This is a genomic window from Vibrio sp. MED222 (assembly GCF_000153005.1).
GTDB lineage: Bacteria > Pseudomonadota > Gammaproteobacteria > Enterobacterales > Vibrionaceae > Vibrio > Vibrio tasmaniensis_A.
Map to the genome: position 1 here is coordinate 474930 of NZ_CH902608.1, position 22812 is coordinate 497741.

At 44.4% G+C, this 22812-nt stretch carries 17 protein-coding genes; 8 read left to right on the forward strand and 9 right to left on the reverse strand.

The genetic code is table 11. From position 1 onward, the window contains the following. Both MED222_RS08460 and rlmE read right to left on the reverse strand, forming a co-directional pair. Nucleotides 1-1127 (reverse strand): ATP-dependent metallopeptidase FtsH/Yme1/Tma family protein (locus MED222_RS08460; RefSeq protein WP_009847547.1); only part of this gene is annotated, 1127 nt, incomplete at its 3' end. A gap of 107 nt (nt 1128-1234) precedes the next feature. Continuing rightward, nucleotides 1235-1864 (reverse strand): 23S rRNA (uridine(2552)-2'-O)-methyltransferase RlmE, encoded by a 630-nt coding sequence (gene rlmE / locus MED222_RS08455; RefSeq protein WP_009847548.1) that lies wholly within the window; start codon nt 1862-1864, stop codon nt 1235-1237. Nucleotides 1865-1978: 114 nt separating this feature from the next. On the opposite strand from rlmE, the gene yhbY reads away from it, so the two are divergent. Next, nucleotides 1979-2275, forward strand: a complete 297-nt coding sequence (gene yhbY, locus MED222_RS08450) for a ribosome assembly RNA-binding protein YhbY (RefSeq protein WP_004734509.1) — start codon at nt 1979-1981, stop codon at nt 2273-2275. 124 nt (nt 2276-2399) lie between these two features. Here the strand turns inward: yhbY and greA are convergent, their stop codons facing one another. Beyond that, nucleotides 2400-2873 carry a transcription elongation factor GreA gene (gene greA / locus MED222_RS08445; protein WP_009847549.1) on the reverse strand — a complete coding sequence of 158 codons (474 nt, stop codon included), beginning with the start codon at nt 2871-2873 and terminating at the stop codon, nt 2400-2402. A gap of 515 nt (nt 2874-3388) precedes the next feature. Between greA and MED222_RS08440 the strand changes: the two genes are divergently transcribed. Together MED222_RS08440 and dacB are read left to right on the forward strand one after the other, a co-directional pair. Then, complete coding sequence (locus MED222_RS08440; RefSeq protein WP_009847550.1) at nt 3389-4435, forward strand: porin; 1047 nt, start codon at nt 3389-3391, stop codon at nt 4433-4435. A 112-nt stretch (nt 4436-4547) separates the two neighbouring features. Further along, nucleotides 4548-5981 carry a serine-type D-Ala-D-Ala carboxypeptidase gene (gene dacB, locus MED222_RS08435; RefSeq protein ID WP_009847551.1) on the forward strand — a complete coding sequence of 478 codons (1434 nt, stop codon included), beginning with the start codon at nt 4548-4550 and terminating at the stop codon, nt 5979-5981. A gap of 108 nt (nt 5982-6089) precedes the next feature. On the opposite strand, the gene MED222_RS08430 is transcribed toward dacB, so the two are convergent. Both MED222_RS08430 and tyrS read right to left on the reverse strand, forming a co-directional pair. Beyond that, nucleotides 6090-6935 carry a magnesium transporter gene (locus MED222_RS08430; RefSeq protein ID WP_009847552.1) on the reverse strand — a complete coding sequence of 282 codons (846 nt, stop codon included), beginning with the start codon at nt 6933-6935 and terminating at the stop codon, nt 6090-6092. Nucleotides 6936-7361: 426 nt separating this feature from the next. Beyond that, nucleotides 7362-8549 carry a tyrosine--tRNA ligase gene (tyrS, locus tag MED222_RS08425; RefSeq protein ID WP_004734518.1) on the reverse strand — a complete coding sequence of 396 codons (1188 nt, stop codon included), beginning with the start codon at nt 8547-8549 and terminating at the stop codon, nt 7362-7364. Nucleotides 8550-8678: 129 nt separating this feature from the next. On the opposite strand from tyrS, the gene MED222_RS08420 reads away from it, so the two are divergent. Continuing rightward, nucleotides 8679-9968, forward strand: a complete 1290-nt coding sequence (locus tag MED222_RS08420) for a peptidoglycan DD-metalloendopeptidase family protein (protein ID WP_009847553.1) — start codon at nt 8679-8681, stop codon at nt 9966-9968. 96 nt (nt 9969-10064) lie between these two features. Here MED222_RS08420 and MED222_RS08415 read toward each other — a convergent pair whose 3' ends face one another. From MED222_RS08415 to erpA, 3 genes are all read right to left on the reverse strand, one after another. Beyond that, complete coding sequence (locus tag MED222_RS08415; protein WP_009847554.1) at nt 10065-13154, reverse strand: efflux RND transporter permease subunit; 3090 nt, start codon at nt 13152-13154, stop codon at nt 10065-10067. 10 nt (nt 13155-13164) lie between these two features. Beyond that, nucleotides 13165-14289 (reverse strand): efflux RND transporter periplasmic adaptor subunit, encoded by a 1125-nt coding sequence (locus tag MED222_RS08410; protein ID WP_009847555.1) that lies wholly within the window; start codon nt 14287-14289, stop codon nt 13165-13167. A 338-nt stretch (nt 14290-14627) separates the two neighbouring features. Continuing rightward, entirely contained in the window at nt 14628-14969 is a 342-nt protein-coding gene (gene erpA / locus MED222_RS08405; protein WP_004734539.1) for an iron-sulfur cluster insertion protein ErpA, read from the reverse strand. A gap of 296 nt (nt 14970-15265) precedes the next feature. Between erpA and hemL the strand changes: the two genes are divergently transcribed. Then, nucleotides 15266-16561, forward strand: coding sequence for a glutamate-1-semialdehyde 2,1-aminomutase (gene hemL, locus MED222_RS08400; protein ID WP_009847556.1), 1296 nt, complete (start codon nt 15266-15268; stop codon nt 16559-16561). A gap of 140 nt (nt 16562-16701) precedes the next feature. Here the strand turns inward: hemL and MED222_RS22745 are convergent, their stop codons facing one another. Continuing rightward, nucleotides 16702-16827: a hypothetical protein gene (locus MED222_RS22745; RefSeq protein ID WP_009847557.1), complete on the reverse strand. Its 126-nt coding sequence runs from the start codon at nt 16825-16827 to the stop codon at nt 16702-16704. 76 nt (nt 16828-16903) lie between these two features. On the opposite strand from MED222_RS22745, the gene MED222_RS08390 reads away from it, so the two are divergent. The 3 genes from MED222_RS08390 (at nt 16904) to MED222_RS08380 (ending at nt 22729) form a co-directional block, all read left to right on the forward strand. Next, nucleotides 16904-17989: an AI-2E family transporter gene (locus tag MED222_RS08390; RefSeq protein WP_009847558.1), complete on the forward strand. Its 1086-nt coding sequence runs from the start codon at nt 16904-16906 to the stop codon at nt 17987-17989. 110 nt (nt 17990-18099) lie between these two features. Beyond that, nucleotides 18100-19122, forward strand: coding sequence for a 16S rRNA (guanine(1207)-N(2))-methyltransferase RsmC (rsmC, locus tag MED222_RS08385; RefSeq protein WP_009847559.1), 1023 nt, complete (start codon nt 18100-18102; stop codon nt 19120-19122). A gap of 217 nt (nt 19123-19339) precedes the next feature. After that, the gene (locus tag MED222_RS08380) at nt 19340-22729 is read left to right on the forward strand and encodes a response regulator (RefSeq protein ID WP_009847560.1); all 3390 of its coding nucleotides are present in this window, start codon (nt 19340-19342) and stop codon (nt 22727-22729) included. Nucleotides 22730-22812 lie beyond the last annotated feature (83 nt).

A 22812-nucleotide genomic window follows, 5' to 3' on the forward strand; every position in this document is an offset into this window, starting at 1 on the left:
CGAGCAGCAAAAAGAGCCGCTTCGTTAACAAGGTTCGCAAGGTCTGCACCAGAGAAACCTGGAGTACCACGAGCAATCAGAGATGGTTCAACATCACCTGACAGTGGCACTTTACGCATGTGTACTTTAAGAATCTGTTCACGACCACGTACATCAGGTAGACCAACCACAACTTGACGGTCAAAACGACCAGGACGAAGTAATGCAGGGTCTAGTACGTCTGGACGGTTAGTCGCAGCGATAACAATAATACCTTCGTTACCTTCGAAACCATCCATCTCAACCAGCATTTGGTTAAGTGTTTGCTCACGTTCATCGTGACCACCACCAACACCAGCGCCACGTTGACGACCTACCGCATCGATTTCATCGATAAAGATGATACAAGGCGCTGCTTTCTTCGCTTGTTCGAACATGTCACGCACACGAGATGCACCAACACCAACAAACATTTCAACGAAGTCAGAACCAGAGATAGTAAAGAACGGTACTTTCGCTTCACCAGCAATCGCTTTTGCAAGCAATGTCTTACCCGTACCAGGAGGACCTACCAACAGGATACCTGTCGGGATCTTACCACCAAGCTTTTGGAAGCGGCTTGGGTCACGAAGGTAATCCACAAGCTCTTTCACGTCTTCTTTTGCTTCGTCACAACCAGCAACATCAGCAAACATCGTTTTGATTTGTTCTTCGCTCATCATTCGAGCTTTGCTCTTACCAAAAGACATTGCGCCTTTACCGCCGCCGCCGCCTTGCATTTGACGCATGAAGAAAATCCACACACCAATCAGTAAGATCATTGGGAACCATGAAATGAAGATAGTGCCAAGCAGGCTCTGCTCTTCAGGTGGTGTACCCTGAACTTTTACGTTTTGATTAATTAAGTCATCAAGTAGCTTTTGATCATAAACAGGCATGTAAGTTACATACTTAGAGCCACCACCACGACGTGTGAAAGTGATTTCGCTGTTATTGAACTGTGCGTCTTGAATCTGGCCTTGGCCAACTTCCTGTACAAACGTGGTGTAATCTACTGCTCTGCCGTTACTTTCCCCAGGGCCGAAGCTCTGGAATACCGACATCAACACTACCGCGATAACAAGCCACAGAATTAAATTTTTTGCCATGTCACTCAAGGTGTAAGCCTCTCGATAACTAATTGTAATTAAAGGTAGGGTACTACAGTTTGTAACCTGTAGCCATGTTGTTAACTCTCACTCTTGGAAGAGAATCGTTAACCTTTGTAACCAGTTGCTACGATAAACACTTCACGAGAGCGAGCTCGAGAAGAGTCGGGTTTTCTAACTTTGACTGTTTTAAACATCTCACGGACGTCCTTAACATATTGGTCAAACCCTTCGCCTTGGAATACTTTTACAACAAAACTACCATTGGTAGCTAGAACTTGTCGACACATATCCAAAGCTAATTCAACTAAATACATAGCTCTTGGCTGATCCACAGAATTGTTGCCTGCTATATTAGGTGCCATATCAGACATCACGACATCAACCATGTTTGGTTGTATACGTTCCAGCAACGCATCTAGCACAGCTTCTTCGCGGAAATCGCCTTGTAAAAAGCTCACTCCAGCAATCGGATCCATTGGTAACAAGTCACACGCAATGATTTGACCGTTGTCTCCGATAATCTTAGCAGCATATTGAGACCAACCGCCAGGCGCTGCACCCAAATCCACAATGGTCATCCCTGGAGTCAGCAATTTATCTTTCGTTTGAATCTCTTCCATTTTGAAATAAGCACGCGAACGATAGCCTTTTTTTCTGGCTTCATTTGCGTACTTGTCGTCGAAGTGTTCCTTCAACCAACGGCCCGAACTGGCCGAGTGTTTCTGTTTGCTCATTGGATACCTAAATTGGAGGAAAGTACTAATTGCTGAATAAATTATAGTCTTCAGCTTTAGATGGCGTTAAAATAGGTTTTTTCAACCCTAATACTAAATAAAATTGGCCGCGTAATGAACCTAAGTACCAAACAAAAGCAGCATCTAAAGGGCCTAGCTCACAGTTTAAAACCTGTTGTGCTAATGGGCGCAAATGGACTTACTGAAGCTGTTCTAGCGGAAATCGAATTAGCTCTAGACCACCACGAACTGATCAAGATTAAAGTTGCATCAGAAGACCGTGAGACTAAGCAACTGATTATCGATGCAATTGTACGTGAATCTAAAGCTGAGAAAGTACAGACTATCGGTAAAGTTCTAGTACTGTTCCGTCAGTCAGAAGCACGTAAAATCGAGATTCCACGCAAGTAAGCGAGCTTGATATAAGCTAACTTCATTAAAAGAAAGCCACTGCGCTTAGCTTTTAGTGTAGCGTGAGAAACGAAAAAGGTCGCATTAGCGACCTTTTTACTTATCAAAAACAAAGAAAATTCAATTAGATGTATTCTACTTTGTCGATTTCGAAGTCTTTATCACCACCTGGGGTAGAGATCAGTACTTCATCGCCTTCCATCTTACCGATAAGGCCACGTGCAATTGGGGATTTCACAGAAATGCGACCCGTTTTGATATCGGCTTCATCTTCAGAAACGATTTGGTAGCGGAATTCTTCATCCGTATCTACGTCAATCAAAGTCACTGTCGTGCCAAAGATAATCTTACCTGTGTTATCCATCTGCGTTACATCGATGATCTGAGCCAGTGATAGCTTATATTCAATATCTCGAATTTGAGCTTCACAGATACCCTGCTCTTCACGAGCGGCGTGGTATTCAGCATTCTCTTTCAAGTCACCGAGTTCACGAGCTTCACCAATAGCTGCTGAAATAATAGGACGTAGCTTAAGTAGGCGATCTAATTCGTCACGTAGCTGCTGAGCGCCACGTACTGTCATTGGAACCTTTTCCATTTTTTACCTCTATGCCAAAGCTTTCTTTGGCCAACATAAATCCACCCAACATACTTATTGGGTGATAGAAACAAAACGATTTGGCTTAGTGTAAACAAACTTTATGGCTAAATCACCTTTATTCCACTTTGCGTTATAAAAGCTTTATCTAGGTCTAAATTACAGACATCACAAAAATGAATAATAACCTCACCATCAATAAGTTAGCGATGAAATATCTAAAAAAAACAAAAATAAACCAAATAAACACAGATCACACTTTTATAAAAATCATATAAAAACAAATACTTAAACACACGCAAACTCAATAAAACAGTGTTCATAATTTTTATTGATATCATTTTACTACCTGATGGTGGAACTTTAGGGGTAAAAAGTACCCCACGGATTGCTCTGGCAAGTTTCACGCTTTTGTTCTAAGCATGATTATGAAGCTTGATTAATACGAGCAATATACAAAAAGGATTCAAATCCTTGATAAATACCTTTATGGACAGTAATTAGGAATTAATAACATGAACAAGACTATGATCGCGCTTGCTGTATCTGCTGCAGCTCTTGCTACTGGTGCTAACGCTTCAGAACTATACAACCAAGACGGTACTTCTCTAGAAATGGGTGGCCGTGCGGAAGCTCGTCTATCTATGAAAGATGGTAACGCTCAAGACAACTCTCGTATCCGTCTTAACTTCCTAGGTCAAGTTGAAATCCAAGATGGCCTATACGGTGTTGGTTTCTACGAAGGCGAGTTCACAACGGCTGAAAACGGCGCAGGCACTGACAAAAACAGCGACAGCTTAACTAACCGTTACGCTTACGCTGGACTTGGCGGTACATTTGGTGAAGTAACTTACGGTAAAAACGACGGCGCTCTAGGCGTAATCACTGACTTTACCGATATCATGGCTTACCACGGTAACTCTGCAGCAATGAAAATCAATGCTGCTGACCGTGCTGACAACATGCTTTCTTACAAAGGTCAATTCCAAGACCTAAGCGTTAAAGCAAGCTACCGTTTTGCTGACCGTACAGAACTAAAAGCTGACGGTACTCCAGCAGGCGAAGGCGATGCTGTTGCTTCTTACAGCGACAACAGTGCTGATGGTTACTCTCTATCTGGTATCTACGCAATCGGTGAAACTGGTGTTAAACTAGGTGCAGGTTACGCAAGTCAATACTCTGGTAACAACGCACAAGACGAATACATGCTTTCTGGTTCTTACACTATGGGCGACCTATACTTCGCTGGTGTATTTACAGATGGTCAAGTTGCTAAGAACGACGGTGATTACACTGGTTACGAAGTAGCAGCGGCTTACACTCTAGGTCAAACAGTATTCTCATCTACATACAACAACGCTGAAACTAATGGTGAAACGTCTGCTGACAATATCGCTGTTGATGCAACGTACTACTTCAAGCCTAACTTCCGTGGCTATGTATCGTACAACTTCAACCTAATCTCAGCGGGTGACCAGTTCGGTACTGCTGGCGGCAACCTTGCTGCAACTTCAGCACAAGCTGAAGACGAGCTAGCTCTAGGTCTACGTTACGACTTCTAATTCTGATTATCTAATTGATTAATTAGTTAATTGAGAATCAAAACGCCCGCTCTATAGCGGGCGTTTTTTATATCTGTATACTGAAAACATCAGTCATCCAAGAAAACCTTCTATGCGCCTTCTATCCCGCTTACTCCTATGTGGTTTGTCACTGTGTAGCTATTCAATTAGTGCTTTCGAATACCTCCCTCTAGATAAACTGCCCGATGGCAGTAGCACAAGCTTGATACTGAAGTCATTGAGTGATGATTCGAGTGAGTTGAACACCAATAGCGATGGCTTTTACCCTCCCGCCAGTACGTTAAAGCTAGTCACCGCTTTGGCAGCCAAATTGGAGTTAGGAGATAATTTTAACTACACGACCAGCATTGCGCGTTCTAATAAAGATGTCGTGATCGCATTCAGTGGTGACCCTACACTACAAAGAGAGCATCTAAAAAATCTTTTAGATCAATATGCTAAATCGCAATCTAAAACAATCAAGGGCAACTTATACCTCGATAACTCAGCTTTTACTGGCTATCAACGAGCGGTTGGTTGGCCTTGGGACATTTTAGGCGTTTGTTACAGCGCTCCCTCTAGTGCAATGACCTTAGACAGTAACTGCGCACAAGCCTCTATTTATACAAAAGATAACGGTACAACACGCGTATATATCCCAGCTCACTATCCGATAGACGTGACAACCTCAGCAGCCACGGTAACTCGCTCTGGCCAAAAGGCAACGCAATGCGACTTGGAGCTTATTACTACCCCAGATAACACTTACAAGCTCTCTGGTTGCTTAGTTGAACGTAAGAAACCACTGCCGCTCAAGTTCGCGATTCAAAGTCCAGAACTTTACACCTATCAAGTCGTTACATCGATTCTTAAAGAACTGAGAATTGAAGTAAAAGGCAATGTGGTCGTTGGCAAAAAAGCTAAAGCAGGCAAAAGCACGTTAATCGCAAGTCACAGCTCAGAGAAACTTCCCGAACTGATTAATATCATGCTCAAGAAATCAGACAATCTAATAGCAGACAACCTAACCAAAACACTGGGTGCGACATTTTATGTTCAACCGGGCAGCTTTAATAACGGCACTGAAGCGATAAAGCAGATATTACTGACCAAAGCCAATATTGACCTAAGCCAAGCACAGTTGGTCGATGGTTCAGGGCTATCCAGAAATAACCGCATGACCTCGCAAACCATGGCTCAGGTACTTCGTTATATCTGGGAGAACGATAAACAGCTCAACCTGATTGAGGCTATGCCTACATCTGGCACTGATGGCACGCTCAAATACCGTCAAAGCATGAGAAAAGCACCAATCCAAGGCAACATTATTGCCAAAAGTGGTTCTTTGTATGGGAGCTACAACATGGCAGGCTTTGGTTTAGATAAAGCGGGAAAACCGAACTCTCTATTTGTACAGTTTGTCCGTGATTACTTTCCTGACACACCAGATCCAGAAAAACCAGTAGAAGCACCCATCACCCAGTTTGAACGAGCTTTCTACACAGATGTAGTTGAATTCAGTCAAACACAGAGCAAATCTAAGTAATGTTCAACTCTGTTTAAGCTTCTACTTAAGCAATAAAATGGCGCTGAAGATCTTGAATCTTCAGCGCCATTTTTTTCTCTAAGGTGTTTTTAGCTATTTTTATAAACGCTAAGCGATCCCTAAGAATGAATTAACCACAGTGAAGTAGATCCACATTCCAGAGATATCCACTATCGAAGCCAGTACAGGGCTCACTAACACAGCAGGATCAAGTTTGAAGAATCGAGCGACTATCGGTAACCCGCCGCCGAGTACAGTTGATATGGTCACTTGAATAAACAGAGCAACAGCAATCGCGTAAGCAATCATATTAATGTCGTAACCCCCCGTTGACTGGTTGTCACTGAATAATAAGATTCGGCCAATCATCACTAAGGCGATCGCAAGAGCTAAACAGATAGCAACTCTAAGCTCTTTCCATAGAACGTTGGCCCACTGGCGTTTCTTCAATTCCCCTGTGGCTAAGGCCCTAATGACCAAAGTCGCAGCTTGTGTTCCTGTGTTGCCACCCGCGGCAGCGATTACCGGCATATAGATCGCCAGAAGTACTAGCTGGCTAAGAATGTCTTCATACTGAGCAATGATAAGCCCAGAGACAATGCCCAGCAGTGCTAAGGCAATAATCCAACCGATACGCTGCCTAACATGGCTAAGCACTCCAGTTGAAAGGTAACCCTGTTGTGGTTCAACCTCTGAGTAGATCAGCCCTAATTGGTGAGCTAGATGTCGAGAGCGCTTCTCAAAGCCCTGCTCTTCTAGCTCACTAAGTAAAGTCTGAATCGTACTAAGAGAGCATTGCCCAAGCACTAACACCGCATCTTCAAGTGGCATTCGGTTTAAAAGGTTAATTTGTTGCTCACGTCCGTACTGTTGAAAAGCATTCGATACAGCTTGGATGTCTTGCTCTGAGTACAGAGCTTCAATAGATAAAAAAGTGTTGTTCATTACCGTCATGGCGAATCTCCCGATTGGCAAAGGTAACGACCATCAAAACAAGTAGCCTATAGAGAGTACCCCGAGAGTATAAAGCGGTGTACACCAAGAGCGTATAGCTATATACATCAAGAACATACAACTAAGCGCACCAAGAGCTTAAAGCACTGATGTGTCTACTTGTTAGAATCTAGAGTGTGGAAAAGAATGAGGGGGAAAACAAAGATACCCTACCCGAACGGCAGGATAATAGATCAATACCGAGACAGGTTATTCTTCTCCATTCAAACTAGGAGGATGGTCGGTATTGTTCATAAAAATCTCCAAAATTACTGTCAATATGACAGCGCGCATAGTGTAGCAATGCACGTTCAAAAACTTCGTCAACTTTGTGTCAATAAAAAAGGCATCCGTGGATGCCTTTTGTTCAATTATTGATGTGTGTTATTACTTAATAGTAATACGAGCAAACTTACGCTTACCTACTTGGTAAACTGCAGTACCTGCTTCAGGTACAAACTTGCTGTCTTCAATCTTCTCGCCTTCAAGCTTAGCAGCGCCTTGCTTGATCATACGCATCGCATCAGAAGTCGAGTTTACAAGACCCGCTTCTTTTAGAACGTTCGCAATCGGTAGGCCGGCTTCGAATTCAAATTCAGGCATTTCATCAGGAACTTGGTTCTTAGCAAAACGGTTAACGAACTCTTGCTCAGCCGCTTCAGCATCGGCTTCGCTGTGGAAACGAGCAATGATCTCTTTAGCAAGAAGTACTTTCACGTCACGAGGGTTTTTGCCCGCCTCAACGCCAGCTTTCAGTTCCGCAACTTCTTCAAGAGGACGGAAAGACAGTAGCTCGTAGTAGCTCCACATTAAATCGTCAGAGATAGACATAATCTTACCAAACATCTCGCTTGGTGCTTCGCTGATACCGATGTAGTTGTGCGCAGACTTAGACATCTTCTTAACGCCGTCTAGACCAACAAGTAGTGGCATCATCAGTACCGCTTGTGGTTTTTGACCTGCTGCTTTTTGCAGTTCACGACCCATAAGAAGGTTAAACTTCTGGTCAGTACCGCCAAGCTCAACATCGCTCTCTAGTGCAACAGAGTCGTGACCTTGAAGAAGTGGGTACATGAATTCGTGGATTGCGATCGGTTGACCACCAGCGTAACGCTTTTTAAAGTCATCACGCTCAAGCATACGAGCAACAGTTTGGTTAGAAGCAAGACGAATCATGCCTTCTGCACCAAGCTCAGATAACCACTCAGAGTTGAAACGAATTTGCGTTTTCGCAGGATCTAGAATCTTGAATACTTGCTCTTTGTAAGTTTCAGCATTCTTCAATACGTCTTCACGGCTTAGCGGTGGACGTGTTGAGTTCTTACCTGATGGATCACCAACCATTGCTGTGAAATCACCGATAAGGAACGTCACTTCATGACCAAGCTCTTGGAAAGCACGAAGCTTGTTAAAGATAACCGTATGGCCTAGGTGGATATCTGGAGCGGTTGGATCGGCACCCAGTTTAATGCGTAAAGGACGACCTTCTTTTAGTTTCGCAATCAGTTCGTCTTCTGGAATCAGTTCTTCTACGCCACGTTTGATCTCGGCTAGTGCAGCTTCAATACTCGCCATTCTTGTTCACTCCCACAGATTTGGCAAAAATATAATAATTAGACATCTTACTTGAATAGCGATGTATTTTGAAACCAGTTACACTATTCCGTCGTCTATTTTCATAATATTTACAGAACGAACCGGAACATGTTGTCTATTTTTGCACGCCTTCCCATTTTGCACCGGGCATTTATCGCATTTTTTAGTGCCGTAATTTTTATCGCTATTTTCTTACTCCCCGACGTCAACAGCTTACGTGACGATACGGGAGCTTTAGTCGTTGGAAAACACTACCCACTGACGATCAGTGCATCAGCACTTGTTAGCTCAAGTGACGCACCACCGACGGCAGTACTCAAATGGGAGAAATACACCGTTCGCTCTGGCGAAAGCACCTCTGTTTTATTTGAACGTATTGGCCTTTCATACCGTTTACTGATCACTCTACTCAATACCAACAACGATATTAAAAAGCAGCTGTCCAATCTAAGACCTGGCGACGTATTACAATTCGGCTTTGATGAAAACAACGACCTTATTCAGTTGAAGCGACAACTTAGTGCGTTTGAAAGCTTCAAAATCACTAAGTCTGGCGATTCATTCTCCTCTAGCTTCGACAAAAAGGAAGTGGCCTACCAATACAACTATGCCGAAGCCAACATCACGTCTAACTTCTGGAACGCCGGCGTCAATGCAGGCCTAACTGCAAACCAAATTATGGAACTGGCGGGCATCTTCGGTTGGGATATCGACTTTGCGTTGGATATTCGCAACAACGACAGCTTTAAGATTTTGTACCAAGAGAAAGTCGTTGAAGGCGAAGTGATTGGTCGCGGCAAGATCATGGCGGCAGTATTCAAAAACCAAGGTGATTCATTTACCGCGGTATTAGATGATAGAAGCGGCAACTACTTCGATGAAAATGGTCGTGCTATGAAGAAAGCCTTCTTGCGCTCACCGATTGATTTTCGCCGTGTAACATCGAACTTTAACCCTCGTAGAAAACACCCAGTAACCGGTAAGGTTCGAGCTCACCGAGGCACCGACTACGCAGCCCCTGTTGGCACACCTATCTGGGCAGCCGGTGACGGTATTGTTCAGAAATCGGGTTACAACCAATTCAATGGTAACTACGTGTTCATTCGCCACAGCAACACCTATATCACTAAATACCTGCATATGAAGCGACGTATGGTGAAAACAGGTCAGCGCGTAAAACAAGGCCAAACCATTGGTACTTTGGGCGGTACAGGCCGTGTGACTGGCCCGCACTTACACTATGAATTCTTGGTCAATGGCGTACATAAAAATGCGCGAACCGTGAAATTACCGCAATCTAAGTCGTTAACCGGTAAAGCAAAAGCAACCTTTATTGCCAACTCAGAGATTCGACTGAATAACCTTGAGCGATACGGCCAGTTGCTAGCGACTAATTAGGCAACTAGATACCAATTAGGTTAAGAGCCCTATAAACCAACGAAAAGAGCGCCCACCAAGGCGCTCTTTTTTATGTTCATCGAACCACTGTATCTACTATTTTTCAGGCTTCTTATCTCGCCCTAGCATCAGCAAACAAGGCGTCAGCACCAAGGTTAGTACTGTCGCAAATGCCAAACCTCCCGCAATCGCCGTAGCGAGTTGCGACCACCATTGCGTACTCGGCGCGCCAAACTCTATTTTTTGATTAATCAGATCGATGTTCATTTCTAACACCATCGGCATCAAACCTAATATGGTAGTGACCGTAGTAAGCATCACTGGTCTTAAACGCTGAACACCGGTTCTCAGAATTGCATCGCGCTTATCTAAGCCTCTTTTGATTAACTGATTATAGGTATCAATCAGCACGATATTGTTGTTCACCACTATACCTGCCAGTGCAATCACTCCAATACCGGACATCACGATACCAAACGGACGTTGGAAGATAAGCAGACCAACAAACACACCAACCGTAGAGAACAGCACCGCACTAAGAATCAGGAATGCTTGATAGAAACTATTAAACTGAGTAATCAAAATCAACGCCATTACCGCCAGTGCAACCATGAATGCACTTTGTAAGAAGGCAGAAGAGTTTTCTTGCTCTTCATTTTGACCACGGATACGAAATTCTACGCTATTAGGTAGCCCCAATTCACTTAACGCTTGCTCAATCTTTGGCAGTTCGAGGGCAAGGTTATAGCCCTCTTCCATATCCGCCATGATGTTCACTACGCGCTTACCATCGAGGCGTTTAATCGTATCTTGCTTGTGGTCGGGAACAATCTGAGCAAAGTTGGTGATCGGCACCAAGCCAGCAGGTGTTTTGACTCTCAACTGGTCAAAGCGTCCGATATCTCTTTTATCATTAGGGTAACGCACCAAGATCTCGACCTCTTCTGATGAGTCATCAGGCAGGTAATCACCAATCTTGAGACCATTGGTAACGAATTGAACGGTATTACCCACCAAGGTCGCATCAGCGGAAAAGCGTGCGGCATCGTCTCGGCGAATATCCACTTTCCAATCAATGCCATCTTTGCTTGCTGTATCACTGATGTTAGTCAGAGCTTGATTACCATCCGCCCAGTTTCTTACAATTTTTGCAGCCTGATTCAGCTGTTCTGGTGTTGTTGCTGACAGCTCAATCACTAAATCATTTTCAACCGGAGGCCCTGCATCTGGAAACTTATATTCAATCTCAACACCAGCGTATTGATCGGTTTGCACCTTCAATTCATCAATAATCGCTTTAACACTACGACGATATTGCCAATCAACAGGAGTAATCGAGATCAAGCCAATCTGGTCGTCCCCCCCCGTGCGTGTGTAAACAGTATCGAACTCATCATGATTAAGCATCATTTGCTCAATATCGCGCATGATGTCATCTTTTTCTTGAATAGAAAGATCACCATGTGAGCGAACTTTGACATTAAAGAATGGTGGATCAACCTCAGGGAAGAACTCTGCACCTAGGCCCGCTTTGGAGTAAGTAAAACCAACTGCAACCGCGAGCAATATCGCACTGAACAGAATCTTAAAGGGATGCTTAATCGCAATCGAAAGCGTGTGGTAATACGCCTTGGTTAAGCCCGTTGCTTGTGAAAAATCACCATTATGCAGTGCCACCATTCGAGCTTGGCTCTTGGGCGATACGTATTGAGGTTTGCCAATCAAGCCACCTAATACCGGTACAAACAACAACGCCATAATCAATGAAGCGGTTAGCGTTGCAATCAGTGTTAGTGGCAGAAACTTCATGAATTCGCCTGTCACATCCGGCCAAAACAGTAACGGAGCAAATGCAGCTAAGGTTGTCGCTGTCGATGCGGTTATCGGCCACGCCATCCGTTTCGCTGCGTCTCGGTAAGCTTCTTTTCGACCTTCACCTTCTTGCATTCGCCTATCGGCAAACTCGGTAACAACAATCGCGCCGTCGACCAACATACCAACGGCCATGATCAAAGAGAACAGAACCACAATGTTGACGGTTAGACCAAACACAGACAACACCAACAATCCCGTGAGGAATGATCCAGGTATTGAAATTCCAACCAATAACGCGGTTCGAACACCAAGAATGGCGATGATAACGATCACCACTAAAATGATGGCGGACAAGATATTGTTTTGAAGATCGTTGAGCATGATCTTCACATCTTTAGATTCATCCCAGGTGTATTTAACCAATAAGTTATTGGGCCATTCCGCTTGTTGTTGAGCACCAGCCATAACCGCTTTAACTAACTCTACGGTTTCGATGATATTTTCACCCGCACGCTTCTTGATATCCAAGACCACCGCAGATTTACCATCTAAACGGGCAAAGCTATCAGGATCTCGAAACGCTCGACGAACCGTGGCCACATCACCAAAGGTTACGACCTGTTTACCATCCACTTTGATAGGTAACTCAAGTACGTCTTTTAAAGAGTTAAACACCGAAGGAACTTTGACTGAGAAACGTCCGTAGCCAGTGTCAACAAAACCAGCGGCGACCACTCGATTGTTCAGAGCGATCAGGTTATAGATATCCGCTTGATCTAAGCTGTAGCTCTCCATCAACAGCGGATCGACAATGATCTCAACAATGTCATCGCGATCGCCTGCAATATCGACCTCTAGAATTTGGCGATAGCTTTCGAGCTTATCCCCAAGCTCTCGAGCAATTTGCACTATGGTGCGCTCAGGAACGGTACCAAACAGAACAACTGACAACACTGGCTGCTCAGACGCGAGCGTCACCTCATTCACGGTCGGCTCATCACTGTCTTCTGGTAATTTTGGTTTGGCTAAATCGACAGCATCACGCACATCAGCCATCGCTTTGGTGAGATCAACGCCAACATTAAACTCCAACACAACTGAGGCGTGGCCTTCTGCTGCGGTTGCGGTCATCTCTTTTACGCCTTCAATCGACCTCAGCTCTTGTTCTATCGGTCTAACCAATAAGCGTTCTGCATCGGTTGGCGAAATACCTTGGTGCCCAACAGAAACGTAGATAATCGGGATGGTAATGTCGGGGCTCGATTCTTTGGGGATCGTGATATAGGTAACGACACCTGCGACCAATATGAGTGCCAAAAGAGAGAGCATTGTTCGAGCGCGAGACAAGGCTGCATCAATAATTGAATACATCGGTTATCTCCTACTCTGCAGTTACGTTAGAGAGTTCAACACCTTGCTCAACAGCAATCACCGAGTCACCATCACGAACAAAACCTTGCCCCACAGTGATGATATCGACACGCTGACCTAACCCCGTCAGCCACACTCCATCTTGCTCAGCTTTCACCAGTTGAATGCCGACAAATTTCACGATTGGTGAGTCGTCAATTGAAACCAAAGTTTTGACCCCAAGATTACCGGCCTCATCCAGTGCCAACATGGCAGGCGTCACTTTGATAGCGTCTCTTGTTTCTAGATTAAGGGTGACTTCAGCACTAACACCCGCAGGTAACAGGCCATCTGAGTTGTCGATTTCAATCTCAATAGGGAAGGTATTGGTTGAGGCAGAAGAGATTCGAGAAACATAGCGCAGACGACCTTCCGCTTCTTCCCTCCCTAACAGGCGAACCAAAGCTGATTGATTGACTAGCAAATGCTGGATATGACGCTCACTGACATCGGCCTCAATAACCAAAGGATCGAGGTCAATCACGCCAGCAACAGGATCGCCAACACCAACGAAATCACCGATCTCCACCATCAAATCTTGAACCACACCGGAGAAAGGCGATGTGATGACTGTATTTTTTAGAGCCAGTTCAGCATTACGCTTCATAGCCTTCGCTTCAGTTAACGAAGCCTCAGCTGTGGTGTAGGCTATCTCGCCTTGCAGCCCTCTTTTTTTCAGCGACTGCGCCGCCTTAAATTCTTTCTGCTTCAATCGATATAAAGCCGAAGCTCGCTCTAGCTGAATCTCTAAGTCACCTTTATCTATCTGAGCAATGGCTTGCCCTACTTTAACCGTATCGCCTTTCACAACGTTCAACCTAACAATCTTGCCCGCGACTTCCGCTCCCAATCGAGCATGCCTATCGGGAGCTGTGCGACCATAAAGATCTATGGTTTTAAAGGTGGGGGATGAAGTGAATGTTTGAAAGGAAACCTTAGCCAGCGGAATTTCTGTCGCTTTTTTTGCTGGTGACTCTTCCGCTTGCCCCACTCCTAAACCAAGCCAAATCGACAACAGTACAACTAGAACCAGAGAAACCAACCACGGCTGCTTCAGTTTCTGAAAAAATGGAGAGTTAGAAAATAGAGTGGGCATAGCAAATCCTTTTGTCCGATGTGATTAAGGCGCGCTAATTAGCTTAACACCGTCATATGCAACATCCTGATGCACAGAGGTAACTTTAACAGACCCACACCCAACGAAGTTGGACGCTATCGACAGTTTAAAAAATATGGCGTTTACTATAAAGCAAATGAATAAAGTGAAAGCTTAAGTATAACCACCCAAAATAACCTTGGCGTACATGCCTAGAATAAGTCGACTTACTGTCTGTTTTGTATGGTGTATTTTTTACAAACAAAAACACCGAGCATTGGCTCGGCGTTTAAAATATTTCTAATGTAGCTTTCCGTTCAAGCTACCTTTCGTGCACGCTAAACGCTAAATGATGCGCCACAACCACATGTTGTTGTCGCGTTCGGGTTGTTCACAAAGAAACGTGCGCCTTCTAGGCCTTCAGTGTAATCAACCATGCCGCCCATTAAGTACTGTAGGCTCATTGGGTCAACAACCAGCGTCACACCGCTATTTACAATGGTAGTGTCGCCATCATTTACTTTTTCATCAAATGTGAAGCCGTACTGGAAGCCACTACAACCGCCGCCTGTAATGTATACACGCAGTTTTAGCTCTGGGTTTTCTTCTTCAGCAATTAGCGTTTGTACGCGGGTAGCTGCTGCATCAGAAAAGGACAATGGGATATTTACTTCGCTCACGACAACCTCTCTTACCTGTGTCAAAAACAACATGATACAAATCTAAATCGAGACCATAGTTGTTGAGTATTTTCTTATATTCTGGTGATTATCTAATACCTGACTGAAACGTTCAAGTATTCACCACAGGATCGTTCCTTTTACTGCTGTAAACTCGCTAATATCTGACAATTAAAACGCGTAACCACACAAAACAACCAGATTCGGGTGATTATATCAGCGAAGGCATTCCTAGTTGGATTCCGGATAGGTACAATGCGTGCCAATTGGTCCGACAGTCAAAAGAGGATATATCAATGACCAAATCAGCAGAGCTGTACGAAAAAGCACAGCAAACTATTCCTGGTGGCGTAAACTCTCCAGTTCGTGCATTCAATGGCGTAGGTGGTTCTCCTATCTTCGTTGAACGCGCTGATGGCCCACTTATTTTTGATGCTGATGGTAAAGCATATATCGATTACGTTGGCTCTTGGGGTCCAATGATCCTTGGTCACAACCACGTTGTTATTCGTGACGCTGTTACTGCAGCAGCTCAACGCGGCCTTAGCTTTGGTGCTCCAACCGAAACTGAAATCAAGATGGCTGAACTTGTATCTGAGATGGTTCCATCAATGGAACAGCTGCGTATGGTGAGCTCAGGTACAGAAGCAACAATGAGTGCGATTCGTCTCGCTCGTGGCTTTACTGGTCGTGACAAAATCCTTAAGTTTGAAGGTTGTTACCACGGTCACGCAGACAGCCTACTTGTAAAAGCAGGTTCTGGCGCACTGACTTTAGGTCAACCAAGCTCTCCAGGCGTACCGGCTGATTTTGCGAAACTAACGCTAACTGCAACTTTCAATAATCTAGATTCAGTACGTGAAATCTTCGCAGCAAACAAAGGTGAGATCGCGTGTATCATCGTTGAGCCTGTCGCGGGCAACATGAACTGTATCCCACCAGTAGAAGGCTTCCACGAAGGTCTACGTGAGATCTGTGATCAAGAAGGTGCATTGCTAATCTTTGATGAAGTAATGACAGGTTTCCGCGTTGCTGAAGGTTGTGCTCAGGCTTACTACAACATCAAGCCAGACCTAACGTGTCTTGGTAAAGTGATTGGCGGCGGCATGCCAGTGGGTGCTTTTGGTGGTCGTAAAGACGTGATGCAATACATCGCACCAACGGGGCCTGTTTACCAAGCAGGTACGCTTTCAGGTAACCCTGTTGCAATGGCTGCTGGCTACGCATGTTTGAATCTTCTAAGAGAAGAAGGCAACGAAAAGCGTCTAGCGTCTAAAACTAAGCAGTTGGCAAATGGCTTCAAGCAACTTGCTGACAAGCACGGCATCCCTATGCTAGTTCACCAAGTTGGCGGTATGTTTGGTTTCTTCTTCACAGACCAAGAAACGGTGACGTGCTACGAAGATGTAACTAAGTGTGATGTAGAACGCTTCAAGCGCTTCTTCCATCTAATGTTAGATCACGGTGTTTACCTTGCACCTTCAGCATTCGAAGCAAGCTTTACTTCTCTTGCTCATGGTTCAAAAGAACTGGATGCAACACTAGAAGCTGCTGACCGATCTCTTGCGATCATTGCTGCTGAAAGCAAATAATCGAAAGCACTTTATAAGTAGCTAACCGATTGAATTTAGGGCTGCATTAACGCAGCCCTTTTTAATGCATCGACTAAATTAAACTCGAGTATTTCCGCTTAATTACCCGTCAATTTATTCGAAAACCTAACGAAAAACGTCTAACGTTCCCAGAAAAGAAAAACCAACAACATCAGCGTACCTAGGAACATTCTGAACCAAGGGATCTCTTTTTTTATTTGCTGTTCTTCGTCTTGGCATTTCTTATCTTTATTACAGCATCCCATTATCAAAACTCCTCATTGCTAACTCTCTGTTTTGCAGCCATTATAAACTCAGAACGCAAATATAGAGACCATTAACGTGTCAGAAAAACTCAAAATCAACACCAGCCACTGGGTGATCATCATTGCCCTACTTGCGGCGGCTTATGCTTGTTACTTGCTTATCGAGCCTTATGTAAATTCCATAGTAATGGCATTCATCATCTCGTTGCTGATGTTTCCAATTCACGAATGGCTTGAAAAGAAGATACCGAATAAAGAGAACGTAGTCTCTCTACTTTCTTGTGTGATCCTGACTTTCATTATTGTTATCCCTTTATTGGCAGTATTTGCAGCAATTGTTCAGCAAGGCTCTCTGTTCTCTCAGAACACGTACCAATGGGTGACACACGGCGGTATTCAGACTCTGTTTGCACACCCACTTGTGGTCAAAGCGCTGTCGTTTGTGAATAACTACCTGCCTTTCGACAACATTGAGCCCCAAGCCATCGCACAGAAAGTCGGAGAATTCGCGACAAGTTTTGGTTCTAAACTGGTTGGTATCAGTGCGAAAATCCTTGGTGATGCGACCAACTTCTTAATGGATTTCTTCTTGATGCTGTTTGTTCTGTTCTTCTTATTAAGAGATCACGACAAAATCATCAGTGTGGTTCGTCATATTCTTCCGCTATCTCGTAGCCAAGAAGACAAGCTCCTCACTGAGATTGAGCAAGTTTCTAAGTCTGCCGTTATGGGCTCATTCTTAACCGCAATAGCGCAAGGTTTTGCGGGTGGTTTAGGTATGTGGATTGCTGGTTTCCCTGGGTTGTTCTGGGGCACTATGATGGGCTTTGCCTCTTTCATCCCCGTGGTCGGTACCGCTCTAATCTGGATCCCAGCCGCAACCTACTTATTCCTAACCGGTGATACCACGTGGGCAATTTTCCTAACGGTTTACTGTGTCGCGATTGTTGGCTCAATTGACAACCTACTGCGCCCGCTGCTGATGCAAGGTAGTGCAGGCATGAATACCCTAATGATCTTCTTCTCACTGTTGGGTGGTATTCAACTTTTTGGCCTAATTGGTCTTATCTACGGCCCACTGATCTTTGCTATTACTATCGTTCTTTTCAATATTTACGATGAAGAGTTTAAAGACTTTTTAAACCAGCAAGACAAGAGTTGATCAACTGTTCAGCAACTTGGTTGCCGAACCCGTATTAAACACTTCAAGCTTTGGGCGGATTATGCGAAAATCCGCCCTCATTTTTTGCTAACGATTCAATAGAGTGTCCTATGTCAGCTTATATTGCCCCAAGCCAAATTGCTCAACGTCAACTCGCCTACTTTGAAGGCAAACATGTTTTAGTTGCAGGTGAGGCAGAAGACTTATTCCCTGTTGAATTAGCGAAACATTGTGAATCAGTCACCGTGTTTACTTCTAATTACAGCTACTACCGTCAATTAGAAGGCTGCAGCACCATCCAACGTTTTTATGGTGCGGAGTTTACCGAAGAGACCAAAGCCGACTTAGTGATGCTGTACTGGCCAAAGGCCAAAGCGGAAGCGGAATTTCTGTTGGCGATGTTATTTGCCAAGTTAGGTAAAGATACCGAGATTGTCGTAGTTGGCGAAAATCGTTCTGGTGTTAAAAGTATCGAGAAGATGTTTGCTCCTTACGGAAAAGTCGTGAAATACGATTCAGCGCGTCGTTGTTCTTTCTACTGGGGTCAATGCTTCGAGCAACCACCAGCCTTCAACCTACAAGACTGGTTTAAAACCTACACGGTTAACATTGGTGAGCAATCACTGACCGTGAAAAGTCTTCCAGGCGTCTTCAGTCATGGTCAATTTGATGTTGGTAGCCAACTATTACTTGATACCCTGCCAAAACTGAAAGGTAAAGTACTGGATTTCGGTTGTGGTGCAGGCGTATTGGGCGCGGTAATGGCATCTCGTCACCCTGATATCGAACTGGAAATGTGCGACATCAGTGCATTTGCCGTGGCGTCTAGCCAAGCAACGCTAGAAGCCAATGGTTTAACAGGTAATGTCTTCGCCTCAGATGTCTACTCTGACACATCAAAAGATTACCAATTCATCATCAGTAACCCACCATTCCATTCTGGTTTGGATACAAGCTACAGTGCGACTGAAACCTTACTTGCTCAGGCTCCTAACCACATGAAGCGTTCTGGTGAGATGATTATTGTTGCGAACAGTTTTTTAAAATACATTCCAATTATTGAGCAAGCTTTTGGAAAATGCGCGACTCTAAATAAGACCACCAAATTCGCGATCTATCACGCAAGCAAATAGCCTATCTAACACAGCGCAGGGTCAATATCTGCGCTGTCTGTTCATATTTCTATCAAAAGCCCATAAAAATGAGCTTTTGCACACGCTTTAAATACCACTTACTTGTCAAAGTAAAAAAACTCGTTAATTTCGTTAAATTGGAACCCGTTAATTCTATTCTCTGTACTTGTTTTCATCCCTTTCAAGCAGTACATCAAAGGAAAGTAGTACCCAATTTATGTTTAGATTCTATCGTAAGCAGAAGTTTAAGCGCCTTCAAAATACCCTAATGCTGGCATTTCTTGTCCTTAGTATTACCCCAGTAACACTTATCGCGATATTTTTCCTCCAATCGCACAGTCAGGATCTTCAGGAACAAAGTACTTCGCACCTTGTTTCCGTCCGTGATACTAAACAGCAGCAAATTGTCGATTACCTACAAGCTCAAGAATCCCAAGTGATGGGTTTTGTTCGCTCAGAGCTTGCCAATGCCAGTGGCGGACGATTCTATGGTTTGATCAATGCATTCCAACGCCTAGGGTTAGACATTGACGAAGCACGCGCTAATGCGCAGCAACGCTACATTCAAGGATCGGGCGATCAAATCAAAACATCGATTCTCCCTGAATCCAGCAGCTTTATTGGCAGCGAGCGCTATCGCCTATTGCACAAGCGCTACCACAACTCTTATTTGGAGCTGCTTAAGCGTTCTGATTTTGACGACATTTTATTGGTCGACATTAACGGCAACATCGCTTATTCAGTTTTTAAGCGCGATGACTACGGCACCAACTTGCTGACAGGTAAGTACAAAGATGCAAACCTCGGCAAAACCTTTCAACGCCTGGAAAAGGACGTAAAAGACAAACGCAAATCCAACGAAGACTACACGCCGGTTATCGTTTCTGACTTTAAAGACGAAAATGGTAAACAGACCGCATGGTTAGGCGCACCTATCGTTCAACAGGGCTACCTACACAGTTACGCCATGTTTAGACTGCCCATCAATGGTATTACTAAGCTTATTGCCGATCTCAACAAGAGTTCGAATATTCAAACCTTGCTTGTCGGCGATGATCATCTGCCACGTAGCCTTGCCCATTCACAAGAGTCGATTAATCTGAGTTTAGATGTTGTTGATAAAGCTCTGGCAGGAGAAACGGCCGTTGGCACCTTCGACAACGCTCAGGATCAAGCGATCATCGCTGCATATACTCCAATTGAGCTCAAATATGCGACTTGGGCACTCGTCGTCGAGCTTCCAGAAAAAGAAGCGTTTGCCCGTATTCATCAGTTAGAAAAGATCTTTGTGATCGTGATGTTGACGGCGATTATTCTTGTATTTGTCGCATCCCATTATCTGTCTAACTTCATCACATCACCGTTACTCAAGCTCACATGGGCAGCAGAGAAAGTCTCTGCGGGTGACCTTGATGAAACCATGATTAATACCGAACGAAAAGATGAGATAGGCCGCCTCGCGGTAAGCTTCGAAAGAATGCAACGTTCGATTCGTGAAAAGATGCTGCTCATTAAGAGCCAAAATGATGAGCTTGAGGACAACCTTAAGACCATTCAAAAACAAAATGAAGAGTTGCAACTGGCTAACAAACTTAAAGATGAATTCTTAGCAACAACATCACACGAATTGAGAACGCCATTACATGGCATGGTAGGTATCGCTGAAGCGCTAATATCTGGTGCAAACGGTCCTATTCCTGCCAACCAGAAGTACCAGTTGGATATCATCATCAATAGTGGCCAGAGATTGGCAACACTGGTCGATGATCTACTTGATTACCACAAAATGCGCTACGGCAGTTTAGACATAAATAAATCTGCTGTTGATTTATCTGCTGCTACCAGCTTGGTACTAGAATTGTCACATCATCTGTTGGGCAATAAGCCAATCCGAATTATTAACCAAGTACCCAGTGACTTAGGGTTGGTTTCGTCCGATCCTCAACGATTAGAACAAGTGATGTATAACTTGGTGGGCAATGCCATCAAGTACACATCAGAAGGTAAAATTGTTATCTCAGCAAGCGTTATCGACGACAACATTCGTGTACAAGTTGTTGATACAGGCCAAGGCATACCTGCTGAATACTTAGAACACATCTTTGAGCCACTGATTCAAGCAGGACAGGACTCAAGTAACTATCGCCAAGGTGCAGGGCTTGGGTTGTCCATAAGTCGTCAATTGATTGAACTGATGGGCGGTTCACTGTACGTAAGTAGCCAACCAATGCTTGGCACGACGTTCAGCTTTACCCTACCTTTAGCCACCCAAGAAGAATTGGATAACTACAGTGATTCAGGAAGCTATTCGCACTTCCAAGCGCCAGATTTAATTGATAACAGCCAACAAGAAAATAGTGTTATCAGTGAAGATCCAGACGGTCCGTTACTGGTTATCGCCGACGATGAACCAGTAAATTTACGCGTGCTAGACAGTTTCTTGAAATTGGAAGGTTATCGAGTGCGCACCGCATGTGACGGCCCAGAAACCATTGAACTGATTGAGAAAGAGAAGCCAGAGTTACTTCTGCTCGATATTATGATGCCAGGTATGAGTGGCTATCAGGTGTGTGAAGCACTGCGTAAGCAATACGATCATGCACAGTTGCCAATCATCATGCTCACAGCTCTTAATCAAGCAGAAGACCGTGTTCGTGGCTTTGAAGCTGGTGCCAACGATTACTTGTCTAAACCGTTCAACAAACAAGAGCTGGCGGCGCGAATTACGGCTCACTTATCAGCAAGTAAAGCTGAGCAAAGACGTCTTGAGAATGATCAATTGCAACTGGAGCTTAAACACAGAGCCATGGTTGAAGCGAACCTGCTAGAAACTCAAGGGCGCTTGCTAGAGCAGCTAGAATCAGCCCCTGAGGCCATCATCTGTATTCGTGATGACCAACGAATTCGATTTGCCAACGAAGCTGCAGCAAAACTATTTAGGCGCGGGCAAGAGCAGCTTAAACGCTCTATGGCCGATGAGATCATTGCGCCTAAATACCTTAAGGTGGAACAAGCTCACTACTGTGGTGATATTGACATCTATATAGACGACACTCGTCAGCGAATACCAAGTGATATCCTTAAGCTACCTGAAGGCTCAGGGCTCGACACCATGTATATCTTTAATGTTGGTGGTGGGGTTAACTCAAACCGAGTCAATAACCTTGAAACGGCGGTTGAGGCACTTTCAAGCTACGCCTTTGAGGGTGACAAAGATAAACTTCAACAACTGAAAGAACTTGGCGGTGAATTTACTCGCCTCGCAGATAAAGCAACCGGTGAAGGTAAAAACAAACAAGAGCTGATGCGTGAAGTGCTGGTCGATGTCATGACCAATGCCATCATCTACTGGGAGTCTGTTACAGGGGAAACCAAGTTTGCCTTCGCAGAGAAGAGTGGCTTGTGGCGCGTCTACCTAGACCGCAGTACCCTGCAAACTAGAACGCTAGACAAATATCTACGTGTAGAAACTCTACCGAAAACGCCTCGCTGGCGAACGGTACTGAGCTCTATCGAGTTTATACTTGAGCACTGTAAAGAACAGACACCTGAAAGAACTCATATTGAGACCCTAAGGGATAAGCTACAAAAACTACTGACCAGTTAGCTCTGAAGTAAGCTCAAGCTACTGTAAATAATGAAGCCCACCTAGCGTGGGCTTTTTTGTGAATATCGTACGCGACCAAAGGA